Origin of the sequence: Nocardia mexicana NBRC 108244 (assembly GCF_001613165.1) — a bacterium.
GTDB lineage: Bacteria > Actinomycetota > Actinomycetes > Mycobacteriales > Mycobacteriaceae > Nocardia > Nocardia mexicana.
Genome location: NZ_BDBV01000024.1, coordinates 214,015 through 238,899, shown reverse-complemented (window position 1 = coordinate 238,899; position 24,885 = coordinate 214,015). Strand labels below are relative to the sequence as shown.

At 68.0% G+C, this 24,885-nt stretch carries 23 protein-coding genes and 2 pseudogenes; 8 read left to right on the top strand and 17 right to left on the bottom strand.

Annotated features, from left to right (window positions below):
• Nucleotides 1–108 precede the first annotated feature (108 nt).
• Genes NM1_RS10760 through NM1_RS10740 form a run of 5 tightly spaced genes read right to left on the bottom strand, consistent with a single transcriptional unit; the run spans nucleotide 109 to nucleotide 4,885 of the window.
• Complete coding sequence (locus NM1_RS10760; RefSeq protein ID WP_068017449.1) at nucleotides 109–1,971, bottom strand: alpha-D-ribose 1-methylphosphonate 5-phosphate C-P-lyase PhnJ; 1,863 nt, start codon at nucleotides 1,969–1,971, stop codon at nucleotides 109–111.
• A complete protein-coding gene (locus NM1_RS10755) occupies nucleotides 1,971–3,110 on the bottom strand; it encodes a carbon-phosphorus lyase complex subunit PhnI (RefSeq protein ID WP_068017446.1) in 1,140 nt (379 codons plus the stop codon). The genes NM1_RS10760 and NM1_RS10755 overlap by 1 nt, the downstream gene beginning before the upstream one ends.
• Before the next feature lies 1 nt (nucleotide 3,111).
• A complete protein-coding gene (gene phnH / locus NM1_RS10750; protein WP_169814238.1) occupies nucleotides 3,112–3,687 on the bottom strand; it encodes a phosphonate C-P lyase system protein PhnH in 576 nt (191 codons plus the stop codon).
• The gene (locus NM1_RS10745) at nucleotides 3,687–4,124 is read right to left on the bottom strand and encodes a phosphonate C-P lyase system protein PhnG (protein ID WP_068017443.1); all 438 of its coding nucleotides are present in this window, start codon (nucleotides 4,122–4,124) and stop codon (nucleotides 3,687–3,689) included. The genes phnH and NM1_RS10745 overlap by 1 nt, the downstream gene beginning before the upstream one ends.
• The gene (locus tag NM1_RS10740) at nucleotides 4,121–4,885 is read right to left on the bottom strand and encodes a GntR family transcriptional regulator (protein WP_068017440.1); all 765 of its coding nucleotides are present in this window, start codon (nucleotides 4,883–4,885) and stop codon (nucleotides 4,121–4,123) included. Before NM1_RS10740 ends, NM1_RS10745 begins: the two co-directional genes overlap by 4 nt.
• A gap of 134 nt (nucleotides 4,886–5,019) precedes the next feature.
• On the opposite strand from NM1_RS10740, the gene NM1_RS10735 reads away from it, so the two are divergent.
• From NM1_RS10735 to NM1_RS10720, 6 genes and pseudogenes are all read left to right on the top strand, one after another.
• A complete protein-coding gene (locus tag NM1_RS10735; RefSeq protein ID WP_068017437.1) occupies nucleotides 5,020–6,369 on the top strand; it encodes an L-lactate MFS transporter in 1,350 nt (449 codons plus the stop codon).
• Entirely contained in the window at nucleotides 6,366–6,500 is a 135-nt protein-coding gene (locus NM1_RS43895; RefSeq protein ID WP_255286184.1) for an MFS transporter small subunit, read from the top strand. Before NM1_RS10735 ends, NM1_RS43895 begins: the two co-directional genes overlap by 4 nt.
• An 89-nt stretch (nucleotides 6,501–6,589) precedes the next feature.
• Nucleotides 6,590–8,125, top strand: a complete 1,536-nt coding sequence (locus NM1_RS10730) for an aldehyde dehydrogenase family protein (RefSeq protein WP_068017435.1) — start codon at nucleotides 6,590–6,592, stop codon at nucleotides 8,123–8,125.
• 292 nt (nucleotides 8,126–8,417) lie between these two features.
• Nucleotides 8,418–8,873: a type II toxin-antitoxin system Rv0910 family toxin gene (locus NM1_RS10725; protein WP_307719308.1), complete on the top strand. Its 456-nt coding sequence runs from the start codon at nucleotides 8,418–8,420 to the stop codon at nucleotides 8,871–8,873.
• Nucleotides 8,874–9,164 (top strand): annotated as a pseudogene (locus NM1_RS43890) (DUF952 domain-containing protein); the annotation flags it as partial.
• A 72-nt stretch (nucleotides 9,165–9,236) separates the two neighbouring features.
• Entirely contained in the window at nucleotides 9,237–9,668 is a 432-nt protein-coding gene (locus NM1_RS10720) for a cupin domain-containing protein (RefSeq protein ID WP_246010780.1), read from the top strand.
• Between the two features lie 22 nt (nucleotides 9,669–9,690).
• Here NM1_RS10720 and NM1_RS10715 read toward each other — a convergent pair whose 3' ends face one another.
• The 3 genes from NM1_RS10715 to NM1_RS10705 are packed head-to-tail and all read right to left on the bottom strand — an operon-like array spanning nucleotide 9,691 to nucleotide 12,730.
• Nucleotides 9,691–10,575 carry a LuxR C-terminal-related transcriptional regulator gene (locus NM1_RS10715; RefSeq protein WP_084519367.1) on the bottom strand — a complete coding sequence of 295 codons (885 nt, stop codon included), beginning with the start codon at nucleotides 10,573–10,575 and terminating at the stop codon, nucleotides 9,691–9,693.
• Between the two features lie 23 nt (nucleotides 10,576–10,598).
• Nucleotides 10,599–11,894, bottom strand: a complete 1,296-nt coding sequence (gene secY / locus NM1_RS10710; protein WP_068017426.1) for a preprotein translocase subunit SecY — start codon at nucleotides 11,892–11,894, stop codon at nucleotides 10,599–10,601.
• An 11-nt stretch (nucleotides 11,895–11,905) separates the two neighbouring features.
• Nucleotides 11,906–12,730, bottom strand: a complete 825-nt coding sequence (locus NM1_RS10705) for a tryptophan 2,3-dioxygenase family protein (RefSeq protein WP_084519366.1) — start codon at nucleotides 12,728–12,730, stop codon at nucleotides 11,906–11,908.
• 231 nt (nucleotides 12,731–12,961) lie between these two features.
• On the opposite strand from NM1_RS10705, the gene NM1_RS10700 reads away from it, so the two are divergent.
• The gene (locus tag NM1_RS10700; RefSeq protein WP_068017423.1) at nucleotides 12,962–14,449 is read left to right on the top strand and encodes an FAD-binding oxidoreductase; all 1,488 of its coding nucleotides are present in this window, start codon (nucleotides 12,962–12,964) and stop codon (nucleotides 14,447–14,449) included.
• A 38-nt stretch (nucleotides 14,450–14,487) separates the two neighbouring features.
• Here the strand turns inward: NM1_RS10700 and NM1_RS10695 are convergent, their stop codons facing one another.
• Genes NM1_RS10695 through NM1_RS10685 form a run of 3 tightly spaced genes read right to left on the bottom strand, consistent with a single transcriptional unit; the run spans nucleotide 14,488 to nucleotide 17,009 of the window.
• Nucleotides 14,488–14,994, bottom strand: coding sequence for a winged helix-turn-helix domain-containing protein (locus tag NM1_RS10695; protein WP_211339296.1), 507 nt, complete (start codon nucleotides 14,992–14,994; stop codon nucleotides 14,488–14,490).
• Nucleotides 14,995–15,018: 24 nt separating this feature from the next.
• Nucleotides 15,019–16,440, bottom strand: coding sequence for an FAD-binding oxidoreductase (locus NM1_RS10690; RefSeq protein ID WP_068017420.1), 1,422 nt, complete (start codon nucleotides 16,438–16,440; stop codon nucleotides 15,019–15,021).
• Nucleotides 16,437–17,009, bottom strand: coding sequence for an AraC family transcriptional regulator (locus NM1_RS10685; protein WP_068017418.1), 573 nt, complete (start codon nucleotides 17,007–17,009; stop codon nucleotides 16,437–16,439). Before NM1_RS10685 ends, NM1_RS10690 begins: the two co-directional genes overlap by 4 nt.
• A gap of 369 nt (nucleotides 17,010–17,378) precedes the next feature.
• Between NM1_RS10685 and NM1_RS10680 the strand changes: the two genes are divergently transcribed.
• The gene (locus NM1_RS10680; RefSeq protein ID WP_246010646.1) at nucleotides 17,379–19,523 is read left to right on the top strand and encodes a serine/threonine-protein kinase; all 2,145 of its coding nucleotides are present in this window, start codon (nucleotides 17,379–17,381) and stop codon (nucleotides 19,521–19,523) included.
• A gap of 167 nt (nucleotides 19,524–19,690) precedes the next feature.
• On the opposite strand, the gene NM1_RS43885 is transcribed toward NM1_RS10680, so the two are convergent.
• From NM1_RS43885 to NM1_RS10655, 6 genes and pseudogenes are all read right to left on the bottom strand, one after another.
• On the bottom strand, nucleotides 19,691–19,978 hold the full coding sequence (locus tag NM1_RS43885; RefSeq protein ID WP_246010779.1) for a helix-turn-helix transcriptional regulator: 288 nt from the start codon (nucleotides 19,976–19,978) through the stop codon (nucleotides 19,691–19,693).
• A 93-nt stretch (nucleotides 19,979–20,071) separates the two neighbouring features.
• Nucleotides 20,072–21,919 (bottom strand): annotated as a pseudogene (gene eccA, locus NM1_RS10675) (type VII secretion AAA-ATPase EccA); the annotation flags it as partial.
• Nucleotides 21,920–22,057: 138 nt separating this feature from the next.
• Nucleotides 22,058–22,354: a WXG100 family type VII secretion target gene (locus NM1_RS10670; protein WP_068017410.1), complete on the bottom strand. Its 297-nt coding sequence runs from the start codon at nucleotides 22,352–22,354 to the stop codon at nucleotides 22,058–22,060.
• A 46-nt stretch (nucleotides 22,355–22,400) separates the two neighbouring features.
• Nucleotides 22,401–22,688: a WXG100 family type VII secretion target gene (locus NM1_RS10665; RefSeq protein ID WP_068017408.1), complete on the bottom strand. Its 288-nt coding sequence runs from the start codon at nucleotides 22,686–22,688 to the stop codon at nucleotides 22,401–22,403.
• 185 nt (nucleotides 22,689–22,873) lie between these two features.
• Nucleotides 22,874–24,571 (bottom strand): antitoxin YezG family protein, encoded by a 1,698-nt coding sequence (locus NM1_RS10660; RefSeq protein ID WP_084519356.1) that lies wholly within the window; start codon nucleotides 24,569–24,571, stop codon nucleotides 22,874–22,876.
• A gap of 3 nt (nucleotides 24,572–24,574) precedes the next feature.
• Nucleotides 24,575–24,880 (bottom strand): hypothetical protein, encoded by a 306-nt coding sequence (locus NM1_RS10655; protein WP_068017405.1) that lies wholly within the window; start codon nucleotides 24,878–24,880, stop codon nucleotides 24,575–24,577.
• Between the last annotated feature and the right edge of the window lie 5 nt (nucleotides 24,881–24,885).

Here is a 24,885-nt window from a genome sequence, read left to right as displayed (position 1 = left end):
CGATGCCGCGCAGCGAGGTCACCGTGCGGCCGTCGATGGTGTGCAGGGTGAAGGTCTTGTGCAGTCCCCGCACCGACAGCACGGGAGTTGGGGCGGTTGTCATGGAATTCACCTCCGGGCGGCGGCGACGAGCCGCTGAGTGTAGGGGTGGTGCGGATCCTGGAAGAGCTGGTCGGTGAGCCCGCGCTCGACGACGCGGCCGACGTTCATCACCAGGCAGCGGTCGGTGAGCGCCTCGATGACCGCGAAATCGTGGCTGACCACGACGGCCGCGGTATCGCGCTCGGCGAGCAGCTTGCGCAGCAGGTCGAGGACCCCCGCCGCGACCGACGCGTCCAGGCCGGTGGTCGGCTCGTCCAGCAGCAGCACGCGCGGATCGGTCGCGAGCGCCTTCGCGATCTGCACGCGCTGGCGCATCCCGCCGGAGAAGGTGTGCACCGGATCGTCCATCCGAGCCAGCGGCACCTCCACCTGTTCGAGCAGATGCGCTGCGCGGGCGCGGATCTCGTGATAATTGCGCCAGCCCGCGGCGGTGAGCCGCTCGGCGACATTGCCGCCCGCCGAGACGGTCATCGTCAGCCCGTCGGCGGGATTCTGATGCACCAGGCCGAGCGTGTCGACCCGCAGTGCCCGCCGGGTCGCGGCCTCGAGGCCGAACACATCGGTGTGCCCGCCGTCCACCGAGGCGAGGAACATCGCACCGGCCGTTGCCTTTTCATCGCCGACCAGGCAGCGCAGCACCGTGGATTTGCCGGAGCCGGACTCTCCGATGAGCCCGAGCGCCTCCCCCGGGGCGACGTCGAAGCCGACATCCCAGGCCGCCACGACCGCACCGGTCTTCGGGCTGATCGCGGTGCCGGTGCCGGGGCCCGTACCGGGTACGGCGTCCGCACCGCCCGGCCCGTGCACCTTGCCGACCCCGCGCGCCGCCAGCGTCCATCCCTGCTCCGTCGCCGGAACCGCAGTGCGCGGGGTGTCGGCCACGTCGCGGGCCGAGGTACTCGTCCGGGCCCGGGCCCGTCGTGCCGGATCGGGCAGGAACCGCAGCGGAGCGTGGGCGGCGTGCCGGTCCGCATCCACGTCGCCGTCGAGAGTCCTTGTGCACCACTCGATATCGCTGCAGGACACCCGACCGCCCGGCGCCTCCACCAGGAAGGTGTCGGTGCTGCCGCAGCGGGCGCAGCGCGCGCCCGCGGCGCCCTCCACCTCGAACGGCACATCGTCGAAGGTCAGCGGCCGCACATCGGTGTAGGGCGGGACGGCGAAGATGCGCTTCTCCCGGCCCGCGCCGAACAGCGTCAGGTGCGGGGAGTCGTGCAGCCGGGGCACATCCCAGCGCGGTATCGGGGTGGTGATCATGACGTAGCGCCCGTCGACCAGCACCGGATAGCCGGTGCTCTTGGTGATCACGCCGTTGCGGACGATGTCCTCGTACAGGCTCACCCACATCATCGAGTAGTCGGCCTCGGCGTGCATGCGGGCGCATTCGGCCACCGACTTCTGCACGCCGCGTAGCGGTTCGGCGACCGGCACCTGCAGGACCAGGGTCTGGCCCTCGATCAAGGGCTCCTCCGGAATCCGGTGCCTGCTCTGCACGACGGTGGCCTCGCGGCTGTCCTGGGTCTGCCCGCAGCCCTCGCTGGCGACGATGAGCCGCCGCAGGTTGGTGGCGTTGACGCCGTCGTCGTCGCCCTGGTCGATAACCTTCACGCCGTCCTCGGCGCCGATCAGGCCGAGGGTGACCTGCAGGCCGCCCGAACCCCAGCCCCGGGCCACGGGCATCTCGCGCGATCCGAACGGCACCTGGTAGCCGGGCACGCACACCGCGGTCAGTGTGGCGCGGCGGATTTCGCGTTTCGATCCCTCGTCCAGGATGCCGCGCCGGGCGGCGCCGGCATCGATCTCGGCGAGCAGCGCCGCGGTGGCAGAGGTTTCGACCGGGAGATCGTCGGACGTCAGCACGTCGGTCATCAGCAGGTCCTTCCGATGGGTTCGGCCGTGCGCTCGGCGACGGGATCCACCGCGCCGTCGACGCCGCGCACCGCGCGCTTGCGGTCGGTCATGGAGCGGAACGTGACGTAGTGCGGGAGTTTGAGATGTTCGAGGAATCCGCACGAGTCCAGGCCGTCGGTGGTCAGCAGCAGCACCTGTTCCAGGCCGTCGGTGTCGCCGAAGCGGCGGCAGGCGATATCGAGGTTGGCCATCGCGATGGCCTTGCGCTCGTTGTGGCCGAAGCACAGCCCGTAGCCGATGTCGAAGCGGCTGCGGTCCTCATCGACGCCGTCGAGGTCCTCGATCGCCTCGCATTCGCTGCCGCGAATCTCGCCTATCCGCACCGGATTCCCGGTGTGCGGGTGCCGGATTCGCAACGGCATCCGGCCGTGCCGCACCTCCCCCAGGGTGACCTCGTGCAGGTTGCCCTCGGGGCCGCGGATCGACCGGTACCAGGTGTTGACCAGCGCACCGGTCTCCGCGCGGGCCATGGCGGCCAGGGTCGCCGAGCGTGGCGCGGGCGGCCGGGCCGGGTGCCGGGCGATATCGAACGGCGGCGCGTGGTGGCCGTTCGCGGGCCGGTGATCCACCAGCAGGTCCATCTCGCGCAGCATCTCGGAGAACCGGCGGGGATGCCGTCGGCCCGGAGTCCGCTCGGCCTCGGCGGAGGCGTCGGCGTTCTCACGGGGGGTGCCGTTGTCTCCGGCGGGATCCTGCGCGGGCCCGCGATCCAGCATTCGACCGGTGTAATCGCTTGTGCGGCCGAGCAATTGCGGCCCGTCGGGGGTGCGGTGCGCGGGCACGATGCGCCGCAGCACGGTCATCTCGTCCGGGTCGATCGGCTCGCTGACGGCCAGGCGCGGCAGCGTGGACGCGTGGGCGCGCACCAGATGCGACGCCTCGATGATGTCGCCCTCGGCCTGGCGCAGGGCATCCGCGGCGGTGTCCTCGTCGTAGAGGCCGCCCTCCCCCATCACCCGGTCGACGGCCAGCCGCATGCGGCCGGTGATCTGCGCGGTCGTCAGCCACGGCGCCGGATCGGCATCCCTGGCGCCGCGCACCAGGGACTCGGCGGCGAGGACGGCGTCGAGTCCACCGCGTGCTCCCGAATATCCCATGTCAGTTGGCCTTTCCGAAATCGACTGCGGTGGTGCGGGGCACACCGGCGAGGGCTCCCTCGGCATCGACGAACAACAGGTCGGCGCCCGCGGGGAAGTGCGCGTTCCGGTCCCCGCGCACGGCCCAGAACTCCGCGTCGACGGTCGGCGCGAAGTCGAGTTGCTCCCGGACGCCCGGCCCGCTGATGTGTGTGGGAGTACCGCCGTGCAGCGCCTCCACCGCACAGATCACCGTCGCCCCGGCCTCCGGGCGCAGGGCGGTGCCGACGGCCACCGCGCCCAGCTCGCCGGGCGTCATCGGGCGCAGGGCCGTCACGTACTTCGCGGTCTGCAGGGATGCCACGGGGGCGCCGGTCGCCACCGTGACGGCCGCGGCCCACTCGTCGGCGTCGAGCAGGTGAATCCCCGTTTCCAGATCCGCCAGCGCCAGGACGGGCAGCAGTGCGGGCGGAAAGCCGGTGGCGGGCAGGGCCGTCGCAACGCCCGGCCGCGCGAACGCCGTCAGTATCGCCCGGTAGATCCGTTGTGCCTGAACGGGATCGAGCCCCGCGCCCAGCATCGGGCGAATGTCGGTCATCAGGTCAACTCCTCGAACTGAACAATGGTGGGCGCCAAGCGATCCCATTCGGCAAGCTCCGCCTCGTACCGGTCGCGCTCCACCCGGCCGCACAGCTCCAGCACGGCCCGCGCATGCGGCCGCCCGGCCTGCACCTCGGCATCGCAGACGGCCGCGGCCAGCGTCGCCGCACGGTCGTCGCCCATCCGCACGGCCCACCCGCGCGCACCGCCCAGCGCCACCTCGGCGCGGCAGGCCAGCACGTCGCCGAGGAAGAAGCGGTCGTAGGCGATCGGTTCGCGCACCTGCGCGGCCACGGTGCCGACCTCGGGGGCCGTGAGCACCGTCAGCTCGGCACCGTCGCCCAGGCAGGCGTCGGCGAGCTCGATCAGGTCGCTCGACGCGGCGGCGCCGAGCAGCTCGGCCACCCGCTCCCGGGTGTAGGCGTGCACATTCATTGCTGGACAACCCCTTTCGTCACCATCGAGTTCACGGCCGCTGCGCACGGCTCGGAACCGATCTCCATCACCACCCGCACGGCGTCTCCGCGCATCCAGGCCTTGCTGTATGTGAGGGCGCGACCGGTGTCGGCGTCGCGGTTGACGCTCTCGACCACCCACACCGGCACCGGCGAGATCAGCCGCAGCGTCTTCTGCACCTCGGCGGGCGGCAGGTCGGAGGCGGCGCGGCACCACGACCGCACCGACTCCACGTGCCCGATCTGCCGCAGCACCTCGTCGAGGGACTCCTCCACGCGCATCGCGTCGGCCAGATCCGGCGCCGCCGCGTGCAGGATCCACTCCGAGCCCAGCGCGGCCACGACATCGTCGATGAAACTGAGCCGGCTCATGTGGTGGGCGATCGTGCCCTCGGGAACCTCCAGCCGCCGCGCGCACTCCGCGGGCAGCGGCGCGATGGACTGCTCGAGCACCACCGACCGCGGCACCGCCCCGGCCGCCCGGACCGTGTGATGCCAGGAGGGCCGCCGGTCGTGCGAGATCACGTAGTCGATCGGCGAACTCACGAACGTCCCCGAGCCCTGCACGCGGCGCACCCGCAGCCGCCGCTCGAGCTCCTGCACCGCCGCGCGGGCCGCCGCCCGACCCACGCCGAACCGCTTCATCAGCACGTGTTCGCTGTCGAGACGGGTGCCGGGCCGCAGCTGGGCTATCTCGCTCTCCAGCTGATCGGCGATCGTCTGATACCGGTGTTCGGGCATGACACGACACTGGACGCACGAGTTGTACGGACAAATGCACGCCAGGTAACCGGCGACATAACGTAGCTGAACACGCAAGGAAGTTGTTTCCGGCGATCTATGATCACGGGCACAGCTCAACGTGGAGATCGCCTATGACCACAGTCACCGCCGAATCCGGCCCGTATTCCCGCGTCATCGCACCTCCCGGATGGAGCCGCTGGCTGGTTCCGCCCGCCGCGCTGTCCATTCACCTCGCCATCGGACAGGCCTACGCGTGGAGCGTGTTCAAACCGCCGCTCGAACAATCGATGGACATCTCGGGAACCGCGAGCGCGCTGCCCTTCCAGATCGCGATCGTGATGCTCGGCCTCTCCGCGGCCTTCGGCGGCACGGTCGTCGAGCGCCGCGGTCCGCGCTGGGCGATGACCGTCGCGCTCGTGTGCTTCTGCTCGGGCCTGCTGATCTCGGCCCTCGGCGCGGCGGTGAACGCGTACTGGCTCATCGTGTTCGGCTACGGGTTCGTCGGCGGTATCGGGCTGGGCATCGGCTATATCTCCCCGGTCTCGACACTGATCCGCTGGTTTCCCGATCGGCCCGGCATGGCAACGGGATTCGCCATCATGGGCTTCGGCGGCGGTGCGCTGATCGCCTCGCCGTGGAGCGCCGAACTGCTCTCCGCCTTCGGCCGCGATCACGGCGGTATCGCCGCGACCTTCCTGGTCATGGGCCTGACCTACGCGGTGTTCATGTCGCTGGGCCCGCTGCTGGTGCGAGTGCCGCCACCGGGGTGGCGACCGGCGGGGTGGGTGCCGCCGGCGACCTCGGCGAAACTGGTGAGCCGCCACGATGTCGCCGCCAACGACGCGATCCGCACCCCGCAGTTCTGGCTGCTGTGGATCGTGTTGTGCTTCAACGTCACCGCGGGCATCGGGATTCTGGAGAAGGCCGCGCCCATGGTGGTCGACTTCTTCGAGAACACGGCGACGCCGGTGACGGCGGCCGCCGCGGCGGGTTTCGTCGCGGTGCTGTCGGCGGCGAACATGGCCGGGCGGATCGGCTGGTCGTCGCTGTCGGATGTGATCGGCCGCAAGAACATGTACCGCATCTATCTCGGGGTCGGCGCGCTGTCCTACCTGCTGGTCTGGTCGGTGGGACAGTCCCACAAGGCCGTGTTCATCCTCGGCGCCATGGTGATCCTGTCCTTCTACGGCGGCGGGTTCGCCACCATCCCCGCCTATCTGAAGGATCTGTTCGGCACCTACCAGGTCGGCGCCATCCACGGCCGCCTGCTCACGGCCTGGTCGGTCGCGGGCGTGGCCGGACCGCTGATCGTCAATGCCATCGCAGATTCCGGTACGCGACAGGGCCACTCGGGAGCCGGCCTGTACGCCCTGTCCTTCACCGTCATGATCGCACTGCTGTGCATCGGCTTCGTCGCCAACGAACTGATCCGCCCGGTATCGGCGAAATACCACACCACTGCCGGAAGGAGTTCGCCATGACCGCATCCGCCGACACCACCCCGGCCGCGCGCCGGATACCGCTGCTGATCTTCGCCTGGCTGTGGGTCGCCGCCCCTTTCACCTACGGCGTCTACCGCCTGGTCGTGAACCTGCTCAAACTCTTTCAGTGAGTTCGATTCCGGTCATCGGACCGATCCGGCCCTCTCTCCTGCCCCGCGGGGTAATAATAGAACACGTTTCAATCGAGGAGGAGAGAACTATGGCCATCGTCCACTCGATCGCGGCCGACGACGGGCGCCGCCGGCTGACGCTGGACAGTCCGGTGGACCGGCGGCGCATCGATGAGATCGACGTCGCCACGGCGGCCGAGGTGGACGAGGCCGTGGCGCGAGCCCGTGCGGCACAGGCGAATTGGGCGGCGCGGGACGTCGCCGAGCGTGCCGAGATCCTGCGGCGCGCGGTGGATGTGCTCGTCGCGCGCCGGGACGAGATCATGGATACGGTGCAGGCCGAGACCGGCAAGCCGCGGGTGGAGGCGATGGCGGTGGAGATCGTGCCGTCCTGCGACTTCCTCAGCTACTGGACCGGCCGCGCCCGGCGCGATCTGCGCCCGGAGCGCCGCAAGCTGCACGGTTACCTCCGGCCGCTGAAGAAGCTGTACATCAACTATCAGCCGCTGGGCGTCGTCGGTGTGATCACCCCGTGGAACGGTCCGTTCGTCCTGTCGCTCAACCCCGTCGTCCAGGCCCTGCTCGCCGGAAATACTGTGCTGCTCAAGCCTTCCGAGGTGACGCCGCGCTCCGGCGAATGGGTGGTGCGGATCCTGCGCGAGGCCGGTGTCCCCGACGACGTGGTCCAGGTGCTGCACGGCGACGGCGAGACCGGCGCCGCGCTGGTCGCGGCGGATATCGACAAGGTGTGTTTCACCGGCAGCGTGGGCACCGGCCGCAAGATCGCCGCGGCGTGTGCGGAGCGGCTGCGGCCGTACACGCTGGAGCTGGGCGGCAAGGACGCCATGATCGTCTGCGCCGACGCCGATCTCGAGCGCGCCGCCGCGGGCGCGGTGTATCTGTCCATGTTCAACACCGGTCAGGTGTGCATGAGCGTGGAGCGCATCTATGTCGTCGACAGCGTCGCCGACGAGTTCATCCGCCTGGTATCGCAACGCGCCGCGGAGATCACCTACGGCCCCGGCGGCGACACCGATATGGGCCCGCTGTTCTGGGACCGCCAGGTCGACGTAGTGACCCGGCACGTGAACGACGCCAAGGACAAGGGCGCCGACGTGGTCGTCGGCGGCGCTCCCGCCGCGGGCAACGGCCTGTATTTCCAGCCCACCGTCGTGCTGGACGCCACCCACGACATGGATGTGATGACCGAGGAGACGTTCGGACCGGTGGCGGCGGTCATGCGGGTGCGCGACGAGGAGGAGGCCGTCCGCCTGGCCAACGACAGCCGCTACGGGCTCAGCGGCTCGGTCTTCACCAAGGATCCCGCGAAGGCCCGCCGCATCGCCGCCCGGATGGCCACCGGATCCGTCGTCCACAACGACGCGGCCGTCATCTACGGCGTCCCCGAGGCGCCGTTCGGCGGCCGCAAGAGCAGCGGGGTCGGCCACGTCAACGGCACCGACGCGCTCCGCGGCTTCACCCACGCCCAGCCGATCCTCATCGACCGGTGGCAGACGAAGGCCGAGAGCCTCTGGTATCCCTACTCCGACAAGACGATTCGAAATCTCGAGGCGGTGGTCCGCCACGGATTCGGCAACCGGTTCCTGCGCCGATTCCTGTCCTGAGCGTCGGTCGACGCCGCCGTGCACCGGACCATTTTCGTTGCACCTGTATGTGCGATTGTTCTTGCATTCGGAATTTCAATGGGCCGGGTCGCGAGTATTTAGGGAGATTGGTTCGATCGGCGAGGTTCGACGTGCAAACTGCCGCCTTCTCCGGATATGCTCTGCCGCACACAGTTTCCCGGCCGAACTGCCTGTTTCTCCGATTCACAGGCAGGTTGGTTTCCCGACCGCGGTGACCGTGTTTTCGCTGCAGTAATCGCGTGTATCTGGAATTTACTGGGAGGCAACGGTAGTGACGCAAGTGCGGAGCAGCGTTTCTCGTCTCGTGAATGCGCCGCGGGCCGAAGTCTGGGCGGCGGTGTCGGATCCGGGCCGGATGGCCGAGTGGATCGCCACGCACGACCACTGGATCGGGCATACCCCGCGGTCGCTCGAGGCCGGGGCCAAGGTCCGGGCTCAGGTCACCATGTTCAGCATGGTCGGCACGATCGAGATGACCGTCGCCGACTGTCGGGCCCCGAAGACGTTGCAGCTCACCGGCGTCGGTATCGCGGGCACCCACCTGACCTACACGCTGACACTCAGCAGCGAGGATACCGCGGAGTCGCTGGTGACCCTGGAGACGTGCCTGGGCGGTGCGGCCCTGCGCGATGCGGACGCCGCGATCATCGAACGCGCGACCACCATGGAGGCGAAGCGCAGCCTGCGCCGGCTCGCGGACGGGTTCGCCGTCGCCCCGCGCCCGTGAGTGCGTAGGTTGGGTGTGGTGTCGACCGATCTGATAGTCCATCTGCTGCGCCTGTCGGACCTGAGGGCATCCGACGGGTCGATCTCGAGCGCGTCCCTGGAATCCGACGGATTCCTGCCATGCGCCCCGGACGTGGCGACCATGCTGCACATCGCGAACGCGTCCTACCGGGACGAGGACGAACCGATGGTGGCGCTGCTGCTGGATCCGGCGAAGCTCGGCGCACCGGTCCGCTTCGAGGAGTCCCCGGGAGGCGGCCTTCCGCGTGTCCACGGGCCGATCGAGCGCTCGGCGATCGTCGAAACCCGTTATGCGCGCAGGGATGTCACCGGCGCGTACGTTTCCCTCGACCGCCGCTCGCCGCTGGTCGACGCGCTGGACCTGCTGCCGCACCCCGAGGGCGGATGGTTCCGCGAAACTTGGCGCAGCGCACACACGTTCACGCCCGCGGGCTATCCCGGCGCTCGCGCGGCGGGAACCGCGATCTACTACGTGCTAGGACCCGGCGAGCGGTCCGTATGGCATCGCGTGCGCTCCGACGAGATCTGGCTGTGGCACACCGGCCTCCCGCTCTCCCTCGCCCTCGGCGGCGACGGGCCGCGGCCGGACGCCCCCGAGCACCACCTACTCGGTGGCGACGTCCTCTCCGGCCAGATACCGCAACTGCTGGTCCCGGCGGGCTGGTGGCAGAGCGCCGTACCACTGGCCGGAGACGCCGACGAGGTCCTCGTCAGCTGCCTCGTCTCCCCCGGCTTCGACTTCGCCGATTTCGACCCGCCGGATACGGCGTCCTGACCACCGAGTGCCGCAACGGCTCTCAGGTGAGCGGGGCGAGCCGACGGGTGTGGGCGTAGACCGCGGCCTGGACGCGGTCGCGGACCCCGATCTTCGCCAGCACGTTGGAAACGTGGGTCTTGACGGTCTGCTCGCCGATGCCGAGGATGTCCGCGATCTCAGGGTTGGTGTGGGCCGCGGCGACCAGGAGCAGCACCTCGTGTTCGCGGGTGGTGAGCGACGCGGCTTCCGGCGCGGGCGGAAAGGGGTTGGCGCCGTAGGCGAGTCGGGTCATCATCCGGCGGGTCAGCCGCGGATCGAGCAGCGCGTCCTCGTGCGCGGTCCGCTGGATCGCGGAGATCAGCCGCTCCGAGCTCAGATTCTTCGTGAGGAAGCCGCTGGCACCGAGACGCATTGCGCGATAGACGTTCTCGTCGGTGGGGTGATCGGTGAAGGTGAGGAATCGAGTGCTGCCGAACGTCTGCTCCGGTTCGGCGGTGAGCACGGCGTCGAGGCCGGGGATATCGAGGTCGAGGAGGGCGACGTCCGGCCGCAGCCGCCGGATGTCCTCGGGAACAGTGGCCGCGTCGGTGGTCTCCGCGAGGTACCGCATATCGGCTCGACCGCCGATGACGGCGCGCAGGCCGGAACGGAACACGCCGCGATCGCCGATGATCAGAACCGAAACCGCCTGCCGCGCGGTATCGGTCGGCGGCACCGCATCGCATCGGTCGCGCTCGATGTGCCGCTCGCCCGGCGTACCGGCGGCGGTGGACGCCGCGTCGCACCGGCCCACCGTCGTGTCGCTCGGGGCGGCGATCGAGGTGTCGGCCTGCGCGTAGCCCGCCGACAGCACCGTGGCGGTCACGGCGAGCGCGAGCGACGACGCCGCCCGGGCCAGGATGCGGCGCGTGGAAGTGGTGGCCATGGTGCTCCGACTGTCCCTCCGGTTCAGCGCAAGAAGCCCGTATAGCTCTTGCTCATCAGCCGACTCTCGATCTGTTTGATCGTATCCAGGCCGACGCTCACCACGATCAGAACCGAGCTGCCCGCGAACATCAGGTTCTGCGCCGCACCGGATCCCGTGCTCAGCAGCAGGCTCGGCAGGATCGCGACCGCACCGAGGTAGACCGAACCGGGCAGGGTGATGCGGCCCAGTACATAACTCAGGTAGTCGGCGGTCGCCCGGCCCGGACGGAAGCCGGGGATGAAACCGCCGAACCTGTTCATCTCCTCCGCACGTTCCTGCGGGTCGAAGGTGATGGCGACGTAGAAGTAGGTGAAGAACACGATCAGCGCGAAATAGACGCCGACGTAGACCGGGCTGCGCGGGTCGGCCAGATACCTCTGGATCCATCCACTCGAATCGTGCTGGGTCAGACGGGATATCAGATTCGGCAGATACAGCAGCGAGGACGCGAAGATCACCGGGATCACACCCGCCTGGTTGACCTTCAGCGGAAGATACGTCGAGGAACCGCCGTACATCCTGCGGCCCACCACGCGTTTGGCGTACTGCACCGGGATCCGGCGCTGCCCCTGCTCGACGAAGATCACCGCCGTGATCACCAGGAACGCGCCGACGCAGACCGAGCCGAAGATCAGCCCGCCCTTACTGTCGAGTATGGCCGCGCCCTCGCCGGGAATGCGCGCCGCGATACCGGCGAAGATCAGCAGCGACATGCCGTTGCCGACGCCGCGCTCGGTGATCTGCTCGCCGAACCACATCACCAGCGCGGCGCCGGCGGTCAGCACCAGCACGATGATGATCATGCCGAAGATGCTGTCGTCGGCGATGATGCGCTCCGCGCAATCCAGCAGCTGGCCGCGGGCGGCGAGCGCGACCAGGCCGGTGGCGTGCAGAATCGCCAGTGCCACCGACAGATAGCGCGTGTATTGGGTGAGCGTGGCCTGGCCGGATTGCCCCTCCTTGCGCAACTCCTCGAAGCGCGGGACCACGACCGTCAGCAACTGCGTGATGATGCCGGCGGTGATGTACGGGACGATGCCGACCGCGAACACCGACAGTTGCAGCATCGCACCGCCGGAGAACAGATTGATCAGCGCGTAGATCCCGGCCTCGTCGCCACCGGAAACCTGGTCCACGCAACGGCGGATCGCCCCGTAGTCCACCCCGGGCGACGGCAGCGCCGCGCCGAGCCGATACAGCGCGAGCAGACCCAGTGTGAAGAGGATCTGCCGCCGGAGGTCCGAGTTCCGAAGGGCCGATACCGACGCGGAAAGCACAGCTCCGGACGCTACGGACCGCGGCGACCCCCGACGTCGCCCCCGAGTCGGACTTCGCGCTCCCCCGATAGCGGGAGATCGGTCGGTTGCGGGCGACGGGCCTCATCGAGGTCCGCGTACGCCTCGCTCCGTAGGCGGCGAAGCTCAGGGAACGGCATGGTGATCCGGCCGAGCAGGAAATCGGCGCCCGCGGTGCCGGCGCTGCCGGAACGGTCGCCGAGCATCTTCGACACCAACGCCACGTGCCCGATCTTCCACTGCCAGTACCGATTTCCGATATCCAGCAGCGACTCCGTGATGCGGTGGAAGACGCCGACCGCGGGCCCGCTCCGGCACACTTCCGTGATCGAAGTTCCCGCGCGGGACACCGCCGCCGCAAATTCCTCGTAGAGGCGGCCCTGACGCCTGTCGTTGCCGAGCAGCCGCCCGATCTCGCGATATTGCCGAGATTGGACACCGCTGGCAGTACCGAGATATCGGCGGAACGCGGCGAAATGCCGACCCGGCAGCTTTTCCAGCACCCTGATCTGTTCGGACAGGATTCGCAGTATTTCCGCAGAGCGGTCCAGATATTCGGTGCAGGATTCGGCAGCTACCGGATCGTTCGCCATCGCCAATGCCTCCGCGGCCGCGTCGAGATCGATGATCAACTGCTTGAACCACAATTCGCACGACTGGTGCGTGACGATGAAGAAATGCTCGGCGAGCACCAGCGATCGGTCGCTCTCGGGCGGAGTCCGTGGATTCTGTGCCGAGAGTAGTGTGCCCAGGTCGAGGTAGTCCGAATAGGTCAACGCGTTCATGGTGCATATCTCCGAGCCATGGCGGGAGGACATTGTTTCGTCGATACGGCGAGCAGTGCGATATCTGGTAGCGGGTCGACTTCTCCGCTCCGGATGTGCCCGTAACCTCTCACGATCGGTCCGTGCCAGCGGGCGATCTTTCAGTTATCTGTCAGAATCCGACCGGCCCTGAAAGATTCCCGACATACGTCCTGCGTGTGCCGCTGTTCCCTGTGACGATCCGTACAGAGCGCCCCTCCGTCACCTCTCGAAGAAGGTTGCCTTATGAATGTCAGCGGAGCTCCGACCGTCTATCGGGAATTCGTGAACGAATTGAGGTCACGGGGAATCCCGGTCGAGGAAACGAACGGCATCGATTTTCCGGGGAATGCGGCGATGCACGACCGCGCGGCCGCCGTTCCCGCCGTCATCGTCTCGCCGCACAGCGAATGGGGTGTCATCCAGACCCTGCGCCTGATGACGGAGCTGCGCCTGCACGGGCAGGTCCCGCTGTCGGTGAAGAGTGGCGGCCACGGCTACTTCAACGGCGCGACCTGCACCGGCATCATGATCAACCTGGCGAATCTGACCCAGCGCCGCATCGTCGGCGACACCTTGTTCCTCGAACCGGGCTGCATACTCGCGCAGACCATCGACGTGCTCGCCCGAAATCGCCGGGCGGTGCCGCACGGCGACTGCTTCGGCGTCGGCGCGGGCGGCCACTTCCTCACTGCGGGATGGGATCTTATCCTCGCCCGCAAGTACGGCCTGGGCTGCCAGTCCGTCGTGGGCGGCCGGGTCGTGCGCTGGGACGGCAGTGTCCTCGAGGTGGACGAGGACAGCCATCCGGACCTGCTGCTGGCTATGCGCGGCGGTGCCGCCGCCGAGGTGGGTGTCGTCACCGAGATACGGCTCCGGCTGATACCCGAGCCACCCCGGGCGACGTGGCGGTTCACACGGATCACTCGAGAACAGCTGGAAACCTGTGTCGCCCAGCGCTTCTTCGCGCGGTCGGCCGAACTGCCCCGGGAGATTTCGGTGTCGGTGCGCATTCACTTCGAGCCCGATCAGCCGGCGCCCGTGTGCTCGTTCAACATCGTCAGCCTGCTGACCGCGGAGGCCACCGTCCGCGTGCTGCGCGAAACCGTCGGCGACGAGATCACCGATATGGTCGCCGAGCTGTCCGAGTGGTCGGAGAAGACACTGCTCGACCTGCGTATGCTGCCTGCGTCGGAATTCTTGACCGCACACCCGCAGATGCTGGGCGAGGTTACCGCGGAGGCGCTGCACGCCGATCCCCTGCGGTACTGGAAGCGGACCTCGTCCATGCGGGAGATGGCCAGCTCCTATTTCACGTCGATTTCGCACTGGGTCGTCCCCGACTGCGAGCCCATGCTCCTGGACCTCTACGCCGCCTTCGAAACCGCTCAGGCGCATCCCCTGCGGGAACGGATGTACACGCTCGTCATTCTGGGTGGCGGCCGGATGACGGAATTGCGGGACCGGTGCGCCATGCCGCTCGGCGAGGCCTTGGCGCGATTCGAATTACATTGGGACAACCCGGAAACCGATGAGGCGTGGAGCCGCGACTTCACCGACGCCGTGCACTCGATCCTCCGGTCGAACCAGGACCCGGGCCCGCAGCGCCCGTACCGCGGCGACATCTGGCTGCCCGAACAGGCCTACGATCCGCGCCTGGAGGCCATTCGCACCGCGTACGCCGCTCGTACCCCGTTGCCCGAACAGACTGCACTCGAAGCCCTTTCACTGTGACCGTCGTTCACCCCGGCGCGCACCGACCGCGGACTCCGTCAGCTTCCGGCCTGGAGCACATACCCCCGGCCCCAGGCCGTATCCAGGGCCAGACCGAGTGCGTCCACCCGCCGCCGCAGCCGCATGATCTGCAGATCCAGCGAGTTTCTGGTCGGCGTGGACGTCGAGCGGCGCATGAGTATCGAGTGCAACTCGGCGCGCCCGACGACCGCCCCGAATTGCTCGACGAACGGTTCCAGCAGCATGGCCTGGGTAGCCGACACCGTGATCGACCGGTCGCGAAACGCCAGCTTCCCCGCCGGATCGAGCACCGGGACGGTATCCATCGCCAGCCGATGCCGCAGCGCCACCACCCGCGCCTCCAGATCCGGGCGCGGGACCGGGGCTCGCACCCAATCCTCGTACGGGTCGTCACATACGGGTGGCGTCGCGCCGCCTTCGACGATCAACAACCGCGGGATGCGGTCCCTGCTGCACCGGGTTCGCAGATCGCCTTGCGCGGGCCAGCGAATGAACTGAACATCGCCCTTGTTCTTGAGGAACACGGAAAATTCTCCTCGACCCGAAACTTATCGGTCCACCGTCAAATATCTGCCCGGAGCGATGATCCCGGTCGGATCCCACAGCCGCTTCAGCGCGCCGAGCGGGTCGTCGCGGTAACTGCCGGACCTGTCGGCCAGCTCCCGGGGCGCATGATCGATGTTGGAGCGGTAGGGCGGGAAGCCGGCGCGCAGGAACGACCAGCGCAGGACGTCGCGCAATACATGTGCCCGCTCGACCGCCTCGGGTTCCCGCGCGAACGGGATCTGGGTGACCATGTTCGTGGTGTGCTGGGAGATCACGTTGAACTCGAGCATGCCCGCCGTGCCGTAGCGAGCCGCCTCGGTCCGGAACAGTCGGATCGCGGTGCCGATGCTGCGTTGCGCGAGCGGCACCGCGGGCAGGAACATCAGCCAGCCCATCGATGCCTGATCGACCCGCGTGCACTCGGTAACTCCCAGTCCGCGATGGACATTCGAACACGCCGGGATCCCGCGCGCGAACAACGTCCTCGTGTACAGGGGGTCGCTCGATGGCGTGGCCGCGGCGTCCAGCGACCGGTACGACGCGAGTCCACCGGTGGCCGAAAGCGTTTCGCGGATGCGGCCCTCCGCGACACGGACCGCGTCGTGCTTGCCCAGCAGTGGCACCTGGATCGTGAAGACGCCGGGGTCGGCCGTGGCGGGCACCGTGACATCGCCGTCCGGCACCACGAACAGATCCTTCAGCCGCAGCATGCCGTCGGTGGCGATCCGCTGTCGCGTAATCCGGACCATGGCACCGATCGCCTCGGGGAGAGCGGTTTCGGCGAAGGTGGCGTGCACGAGCGAGATCGTCTCGGGACGCGGAACGAGACCGATCGCCATCGCCGTGACCACGCCGAGGTTGCCCTGCACGAACGCGCGGGTCAGATCGGGACCGGCCACGATCCCGGGCCTGCGGCCGGTGCCGTCGAGACCGCCCGTGGTCATGATCTCGCCGGTGCCGAGCACGACCTCGAGTCCGAGCAGATCCTCGGCCCGCGCCCGAATGGTGCCGTCGCCGCGGTCGACCGTATTGCCGACAATGCTGGCGTCCGCGCAGCCCGCGGTCACGTTCAGCATCCACGGTGTGCCCCTGAGCAGTTCCGCCAGCTGCCGCTGAGTTACCCCGGGTTCGACCACCGCATACCCGAGGTCCATATCGAGCACCCGGACGGAGTTCATCTTGCTCAGGTCCAGGACGTCACATCCGTCGACCACCGGAGAGCGTGAACCCATCCCCCAATTGCGGCCCGTGCTCAGCGGATACACCGGTATTCCGGACCGCGCGGCCGACAGTACGTGCTGCCGCACCTCCTCGGTGCCGGACGGAAAGTGGGTAGTCCCAACGGCTCTCGCACGGTGCCCGCCCAGATCCGCGGGTTGCGCATCGTGCACCCGCGCACCGGCGGGGCGTTCGCTGGTCGTCACTCCCTTCCTCCGGAATGTTCCCCGGCGTGCCGCGCGAAGGCGTCGGACAGTGCGCCGGGATCGGAGAAACCGCACCGGCCCGCGATCTGCGCCACCGTGAGGTCGGTCTCGCGGAACAGCCGTTTCGCCTCGTCGATTCGCAACCGCATCAGATATCGGTGGGGATTCACCCCGGTCGCCTCCTCGAAGGCCCTCACCAGGTGGTTGACGCTCAGGGACACCTCGCCGAACCGGGCCGCCGCGGCCGAGAGGGCCAGCCGCTCACGCATCATCGCGATGGCCGCTCGGACACGCGGATTCTCCTGCGCCGGTGTGTAATCGGCCGGTAGCCGGGTGTCGCGGGTAAGGAGATGGATGGTCAGCAGCGCGGCTGCGGCCTCGGTATACGGGTCGTCGACCGCGCCCGTGCCGCCGACCGCTCGGATCGTCTCCTCGACCAGCGGATCTCCGGCCGTCTCCGCGGCAGGTGGGATGTACCTGCCGGTGGCGAACCGGTCCGCGATGGCGGCCACGTCGTCGATCCGAGCACCCGTGACACCGACAACGCGGCGGGAATTCTGTTGCTTCACAAGCGCCCTCTTGTCATTTCCGGACGAGACCACGGCCGCTGGACCGGCCTCCTACTGAAGCCTAGGTAGACGATCACCGCCGGTCATGAACCACCGCGCCATCCGGACAGAACATCCGCGCCATGGCCCGCAACCGGTATCAGGACATTTCCCGACCTCACGGCGGTCGCTGCCGGACATCGTGCGGGCCGTGTCGCGGAGGTTCTGTCCGGATGGCGTCGGCGTTCAAGCGCGCGCGGTGCCGGTCGTCCTACTGTTCGACCGAAGCCCGGTCCGACGACCCGGGGTCACCACGTCGCAAACGAGAAGCTTTGTGAATCAATACAACCGAGAGCGCGCGGAACGATGTCCTTCGTCGTTTCAGGGGTGATGCCTACGGCGCCGAGCGGCGCGGGCGTTCGGTCCGGGCCCGTCGTGCGTCCGCTGGGCGCCGGTTTGGTCGCGTTTCCGGAGTCGACGGCGACCGATCCGATCGATGCGGTGCTGCCGGATCCCGAGGTGCCGGAGGACAAGCGCTTCTGCTGGAAGTGCTGGCGGCCGGTCGGCCGCGCGGACTCCACGGGCCCGGCCCGTCCGGCGGGCAGCTGCGGGTACTGCGGGACATCGTTCAACTTCCGACCTTTGCTGGAGCCGGGTGATCTGGTCGCCGGTCAGTACGAGGTGCGGGGTTGTCTGGCCTATGGCGGGCTGGGCTGGATCTATCTCGCTCGTGATCGCAAGGTCGCCCGGCGCTGGGTGGTGCTCAAGGGCCTGCAGAATCCCCTGGATGTGGAAGCGGGTGTGGTGGTGCTCGCCGAGCGTCAATTTCTTTCCGAGATGGCGCATCCGGCGATCGTGAAGATCTACAACTTCGTCACCCACCGCACCGACGACAATGTGGCGTGCGGCTACATCGTGATGGAGTACATCGGCGGCCACTCCTTGAGAACGCTGCTCGATCAGCGGGCGCCGGGTCGTCTGCCGGTCGGCGACGCGATCGCCTACGTCATGGAAATCCTTCCGGCCCTGGACTATCTGCATTCGTGCGGCTTGGCCTACAACGATCTGAAGCCGGACAACATCATGGTGACCGCCGACGAGGTCAAGCTCATCGATCTCGGCGCGGTGGCGGCCCGGCAATCCGGCGGAAGCCTCTACGGCACGGTCGGCTACCAGGCCCCCGAGTACACCCGGACGGGTCCGACCGTCGCCTCCGATATCTACACGGTGGGCCGGACTCTGGCCGCACTGACCTTGGACATGCCCACCGACGGGAAGGGCCGTAAGCTGCCGGGGCTGCCACGCGAGCACGAACTGTTCCGTCGCTACCCCACCTTCGGGCGGCTCCTGCGGCGAGCCACCGATCCCGATCCCGCACAGCGGTTTCCGTCGATGTTCGCCCTGCATCGACAGCTCGACGGCGTGCTGCGGGCCGTACTCGCCGAGGACAACGACCGCGGATACCCGCGGCCCTCGACCGTGTTCGGTGCTGCCAGAGGAGATTTCGGCACCACGACGCTGCTGCGGCAAACCGACGGTCTCGTCGATGGTCGTCATCGCCCGCCGACTCTCCACGCCGCGAGTGTCCTTGCTGCCCTGCCGATTCCGCTGATCGGCAACGATGATCCCAGTGTCGAGCTGATCTCGCCGCTGCTGCACGGCGACCCGAACCAGGCTGTGGAAACCCTGCGGCTGCACCGCGAGAACATGCGCGCGGGCACCATTGCGGAACCGGAATCCTACGAGCTGGAATCCTCCTTGGCCGCCGTCCGCGCCTATCTCGACCTGAGCGAGGCCGATCGCGCCCGCGCCGAGCTGAACCGTCTGCGATCGGAACCTCACGGAGACTGGCGCGTCGACTGGTACACCGGCCTCGCCGATCTCGCCGACGGCGAATTCGCCAGTGGATATGGGCATTTCGATCGGGTGCTCGACCAGGTGCCGGGCGAGGTGGCACCGCAGTTGGCGCTGGCGGCCGCGGCCGAGCTGCTCGTGCAGGCGGGCGATGAGACAGGCGATTCCGCCCGCTGGTCTCGCACGGCGACGGAGCACTACCGCGCGGTCTGGCAGGTCGATCGCGGCATGGCCAGCGCCGCATTCGGGCTCGCGCGCCGCCAGTTCGCCGACGGGGATCACGCGGCCGCGGTCGCCACGCTGCAGCAGGTTCCGGAGGGTTCGCGCCGGTACAACGCCGCGAGACTGACCGCCTGCCTGCTGGTCACCAGCTCGCCGAGCGAATCGACCCGAGCGGGCCTGGCCGAAGCGGCGACCTGGCTGCAAGCGCTCGGCGACGACGACCCGCGCCGATTGCAGATGCAGGCCGTCCTGCTCGCAGCGGCACTGGCGTGGCTGCGCACCGGCGGCCGATCGCAACCGCGGGACGCCACGATCCTCGGATTCCGCTGGACGGACAAGGGTTTGAGCGCAGGGCTCGAATCGATACTGCGGAGTATCGCCCGCATCTCGCCGCGCCCGGTACACCGGTACGCGCTGGTCGATCTCGCCAACCGCGTGCGCCCGCGCTCGTGGTGGTGACCATTCCCCTCGTGGCGCAGTGTGCAGCAACACCTACGGTCGTTACGCCGATCATGAGTGCGCTTGCCGGAAAGATCCGAGAGGAAATCCGGTGTGACACACTGCGCCCGAGCATGCGCCGACCGAGCCGGCACACGTATGCCACCCGCGACGGCGGGCGAGTTCCTTTACGGCACACCGACTCCGGCCCTGGTTCCATCCGGTCCGGTGACGCGGAGGTACTCAGCGGGCGTCCGGCCGTAAGCCTTCTTGAAGGACCGGATGAAATGGCTGCTGTCGGAGAACTGCCAGTGGGCGGCGAGTTCGGAGATGCTCAGCCGGTGGGGCGATGTGGTGAGCGCACGTCTGGCTTCCTCCAGTCGCCGGTGACGGATATAGGCGGTGATCGACTCGCCCACCGCGGTGAAGGACCGCTGCAGGGTGCGGAGCGAGACATTGAGTTCGCGGGCCAGCATCACCGGAGACAGATCGGGTTCGGCCAGCCTGCGGTCCGCCACATCCTTCGCCGCTTGGACGAGCGCGGGGGCCGACTCGGGTTCCACATCGATGCCGACGTTGAGCGAGGTGAGGAGGGTGGTGAGGGCGATGTGCATGTCGTCGGCTTCGATCCGCATCAGCAGGGTTTCGTCGGCGGCGGACAGGTCCAGGGAATCGTCGTTGGCGAGGCGGAATTCGCGTTCTTCTTCGGCGGCCTCGATCACGTTGCGGACGAAGCGACCGTTACCGGCGAGGTCGACCCCGCGCCGGGGTGCGCCGCTCTGGTCGGTGCTTTCCAAGCTGTAGAGCTGTTCACACGCGCGGACCAGGAGCTTCTGCGCATCCTCCGACAACTGCGAATCACGCGTTCCGGCAATGAGGGTGGCTATACGAGCCAGTTCTTCCGGTGTGTAGGACGGGAACTGGATCCGCTTGGAAAAACGCGAGGAAAGCCCGTCGTTGGCCTGCAGCAGCCGATCGATCTCACCGTCATACCCAGCGATGATCACCACCAAGCGGTCACGATCGTTCTCCATCCGCGCCAGCAGCGTGTCCACGGCCTCACGACCGAACGCGTCACCGCCCGACAGCCCGGACTGGATCAGCGTGTAAGCCTCGTCGATGAACAGCACACCGTCCATGGCGGTGTCGATCAGCTTCTCGGTCTTGATCGCGGTCGAGCCGAGGTGCTGGCCGACGAAATCACCGCGCTTGGCCTCGACCACCCTGTCCGTGCGCAGAATGCCTACGCCGCAATAGATCTTCGCGACCACGCGGGCGATGGTGGTCTTACCCGTACCGGGCGGCCCGGTGAACGCCAGATGCTGACCACGCGGCGCCGCCGACAAGCCCTTCTCCGCGCGGATCTTCGCCAATTGCGCCGTCGACTGCAACTTCGCCACCTGAGTCTTCACCGCGCCCAAACCGATCTGGCGATCCAGTTCCCCGCGGGCCTCGGCGAGGATCGTCTTGGCCCGGTCCTCGACCTCGGCGCGCTGCATCGACTCGATCGACGGCGCCGACGCGGGATCCCAGCGATCGGTACGCAACTCGATCGCCTCGCGACTCGTGACCGTGATCCGATACCCGCGATCGCGCATCGCGACCGCGTTGGCCTCGAAATCCGGTGCCTGCGAATACACCTTCTCGAACAGCGCCTGTGCCTCGTCCTCGCCACCCGTCTCCCGCAGGCACAGGCCGCGGCAGAACATGGCGAGCGGGCGAGCGGCGGGGATCGGCCCCGCCTCGGCCTGCGCCATCCGCCGGATCGCCTCGCCGAACAACCCCAGCTGTGCACACGCCGAACCCACCATCACATGCGCGCCGGTCGCCAGGAACGGGTCGTCCCACTCCGCCGACCCCGTCAGCACCGACATCACATCCGGCCACCGCTGCGTGTTGTAATGCAACACCCCCCGCACATACGCCGCAACGCGTCGGTCCATATCGCCGACGGCAATTCTGTTGCCCCCCAGACGGTCCGGTTTCTCGAACCGCGATGTGCGATGGTCTTCGAGCTCGTCCAGTACGCGTTCGGCCTCGTCATACCCCCGCTCTCCGATCAGGTGCGCCGCCCACGCCAACCAGATCTCCGCATAACCCGACAGCGGGTAATCGATGAACAACCCCAGCGGAAACCGGCTCACCAGCCGCCCCGGCGACAACCCGATCCGGCGCTGCTCCCGGTACAGCGTGCCCGCACTCGTCTTGTGCAGGTGGAACAACACCTCCCCCGTGACCTCCCCGGCCGCGGCCCGGCCCAGCCAGGCGTCACACATCGTCGGATCCCACTCCGTCGCCCGCTGAAACGCCAACCTCGCATACTGCAGATCCGGCGCCGACTCCTGCCCCTCGATCGGCAGACCCAACGACAAGACCCCGGCATCGAATGCGCGCTGCGCCTGACGATTACTGCTCACGATTGCATTTCCCATGTATCGGCCGATCACTGGTTGCCCCACGGCAATTCGAACTGTCGAACTCGAAATGAACACCGACGGCCGACCGGCCTCTCCGGCCGGCCGTCGGCGCCCCTCATCGAAACCGCTCGCGCGGACTCAGATCCCGGCGAAACCGTCGCCGACGCGGCGGTCGGCGCCGAGCGCGGCATGCTTGGCGTTCTCGACCTTCGCGGCCAGGGCGTTCAGCCGCTGGCGCGTATCCGTCAGCGCCTCGTCCATCTGTTTACTCGCCCGATCGAAGCTCTCCTGGGCCTCCTTTCCGCCCAGGTTGTCGTGGAATGCCTTGGCGGCGGACTGCAGCGCGTCGATTTCGCCATCGATCTTGCCGCCGTTGGTCTGCAGCTCGTCGAACAGCCGGTCCATCGCCTTGGGGTCGTAAAGAATTTCGCTCATGTCCTCAAATCCTCTGTTGTCGAATGCAATACGGGGCTACGTCGGTTCAGAAGGAGGTGTCGTCCATACTCACCAGTTCCTTCTTGCCCGAGGTGACGGCCTGCGAGAGCGCGTTGAGCCGCTGGTTGAGTTCGGTCGACTCGGCGTCCCAGTCGTCCATGGTCTTCTTGAACGCGTCGTGCGCGTTGCCCTTCCAGCCCGCGCGGACCTCGTCGCATGCGGCGTCGACCGCATTCACCGACTGACGCAGATTCTGGATCGAGGTCTCCATATCGGAGACCACCTTGTCGATACCGCTGGTCTGGACGCCGACGGCGTCACCGAACATAGACATATCTCAAAGCCTTTCGTATACGGGATGATTCGATTCGGAGATCGGCACGATCTCATCGGATACACATTCACGGTTGAACTACGGCAGCAGCCACCTCCTCCGAGGCTGTCCAGGCAATGACGGCGCGGGAATGGCCGATCCGGCATGTTGGTGGTCGATAGGATTCATCGCGCAACTTCTCGAAGTCACACCGAGAAATCCGCCACGGCACCCTGGTGCCGCTGCCGGAATCGTTGCTCGAATTCCTCGATATAGATCGACGGCGCGACCGAGGACGACGACTGTTCGATCACCCCGTCGTCGGCGATGTAGAAGATCGCGCGGCCGATGATGATCTCACCGGGACCGGTCGGCACGAACACCATCCAACCGACGGTCAGCCGCTCGGCGACCAACTCGTCGAGCGGGTATCCGGTGGTATCGAGGCCCAGTGCGTCGATGAATTCCCGGACCAGCGCGATCGCCCGCTCCTCGGGCAGTTCCTCCGGAACGGTGGTCACCAGGCCCGCCATCGACAGCTGGTGCAGCGCGCCGTCGAGATCGTCGTCCGGGCCGGTGAACAGCGCGGCCAGGGTGTCGCGGGTGACGACGCCCGCCTCGGCGGCGGCCACCAATACCGCTGCCGCCGAGCGCATTTCGTCGTCTTCGCTGCCGCCGACCAGACCGCCCACGACATCGATCACGGTGTCGACGGTCCATATGCCCGGCACGGCCGCGCTGAGGCGATCCGAGGTGGGTGATTCAGCGCGATGCCAGGCGCCCCCTTCCCACCAGTAGCAGAACGACTGCAGTCCGCGCCCCGCACGGGGGTTGAGGACCTGGTTGGTCACCCAGGCCGGGGCGCCCGCGTAGAGGTCCGGCAGCGGTGCGCCCTCGTTGTAGGCCGCGTTCAGCTCCGGGGCGTCCCATACGCCGCCCGACAGCACGGCACGGCCGCCGGGCAGCACGTACAGCGTGGATCCGCTGCGCGCCGACCCCTCGAACACGCCGAGCGCGGGCAGGATCCGCGGACCCCATTCCGAACCCACCGCGACGAACGCCGCCGCGATGGTCGCCCAGCGCGCCCACGCCACCGGTAGCGCCGGGAAATCGTCATGCGACCGCACCGCCGCGACACCGATGTCGCGATCGGCCCGCGCCCGCACCGCCGCCTGCTGCGGCGACCGCCACTGCCGGTTGCCGTGCCGGATGTAGGCGGCCAGCCACACCGGCAACCACTCCCGCGGAAACGCCTCGAGGTCAGCGACATACGCCTCGGGCGCCAACATGTGCTCGTCCGGGAACGGGACGTCGCCGTAGTCGTAGTCGACCTCCACCTCGCCGTCGCTGTCGACCTCGATCAGCATCCGCCACCAAGGGCCGTCGCCGAGTTCCGCCGACACCTCGCGCTGCCGCCCGACCAGCTCCGTGACCTCGGCCGACGGCTCGACCTGCGCGACCTGGTCGGCATCGTCGTAGAAGAACACCGTCCGCACGCCACCGGCGACGGTGAGCGCGAACGCTGCCTCCAGCCGCGACCAGCCCTCCGGGCCGGCCGCCGCCAACGCACTCGCGATCTCCTGCGCCAGCTCGCCCGCCCGCTCCTCGAGCTGCGACAGTGCGACGGACGAATCCTGCTCCGGCGCAGGCAGATCGGATGTCAGAACGTCGGGCGAATCCGCACCGGAGTCGGGTACATTCGCGGCGCGGGCAAGTGAATCCGCATCGGAGTCGGGCGCGCCCGCTTCCCGGACAGGCGAGACTCCCTCTGGGCCAGAGTCGTTCGTGTCCGGAGCGATCGGACCCGATGACCCCGGAGTCGCCGCCGGTGATGGTTCCGCGCCCATCGCGAAGGCGATGTCCGGACCCTCACCTTTCGGTATGTCGTGCTGTGGATCGGTCATCGGTCACGCACCCGAATCCATCTTGTCCATCTTGTCCGCGGCGCCGGACATGCCCTTGCTGAACTTGGCCGCCGAACCGGTCAGATTGTCGCCGCCGGTCAGCAGGTTCTTCGACGAGTTCTCGTAGCCCTTCTCGCCCGTGACGAACTTGTCGCCGTAGTCGTCGTGGCCCCACGGATAGCCCCTGCCCTGCAAGGTATTCCGCAGCGTGGACATGATCGCGGTGGTCTCGCCGCCGACCCCGTCCATCTTCCGCGCAGCCTGCCGCAGACGCGTGGTATCCACCCGGACCCTGCGCTGTTCCGTCATATCGG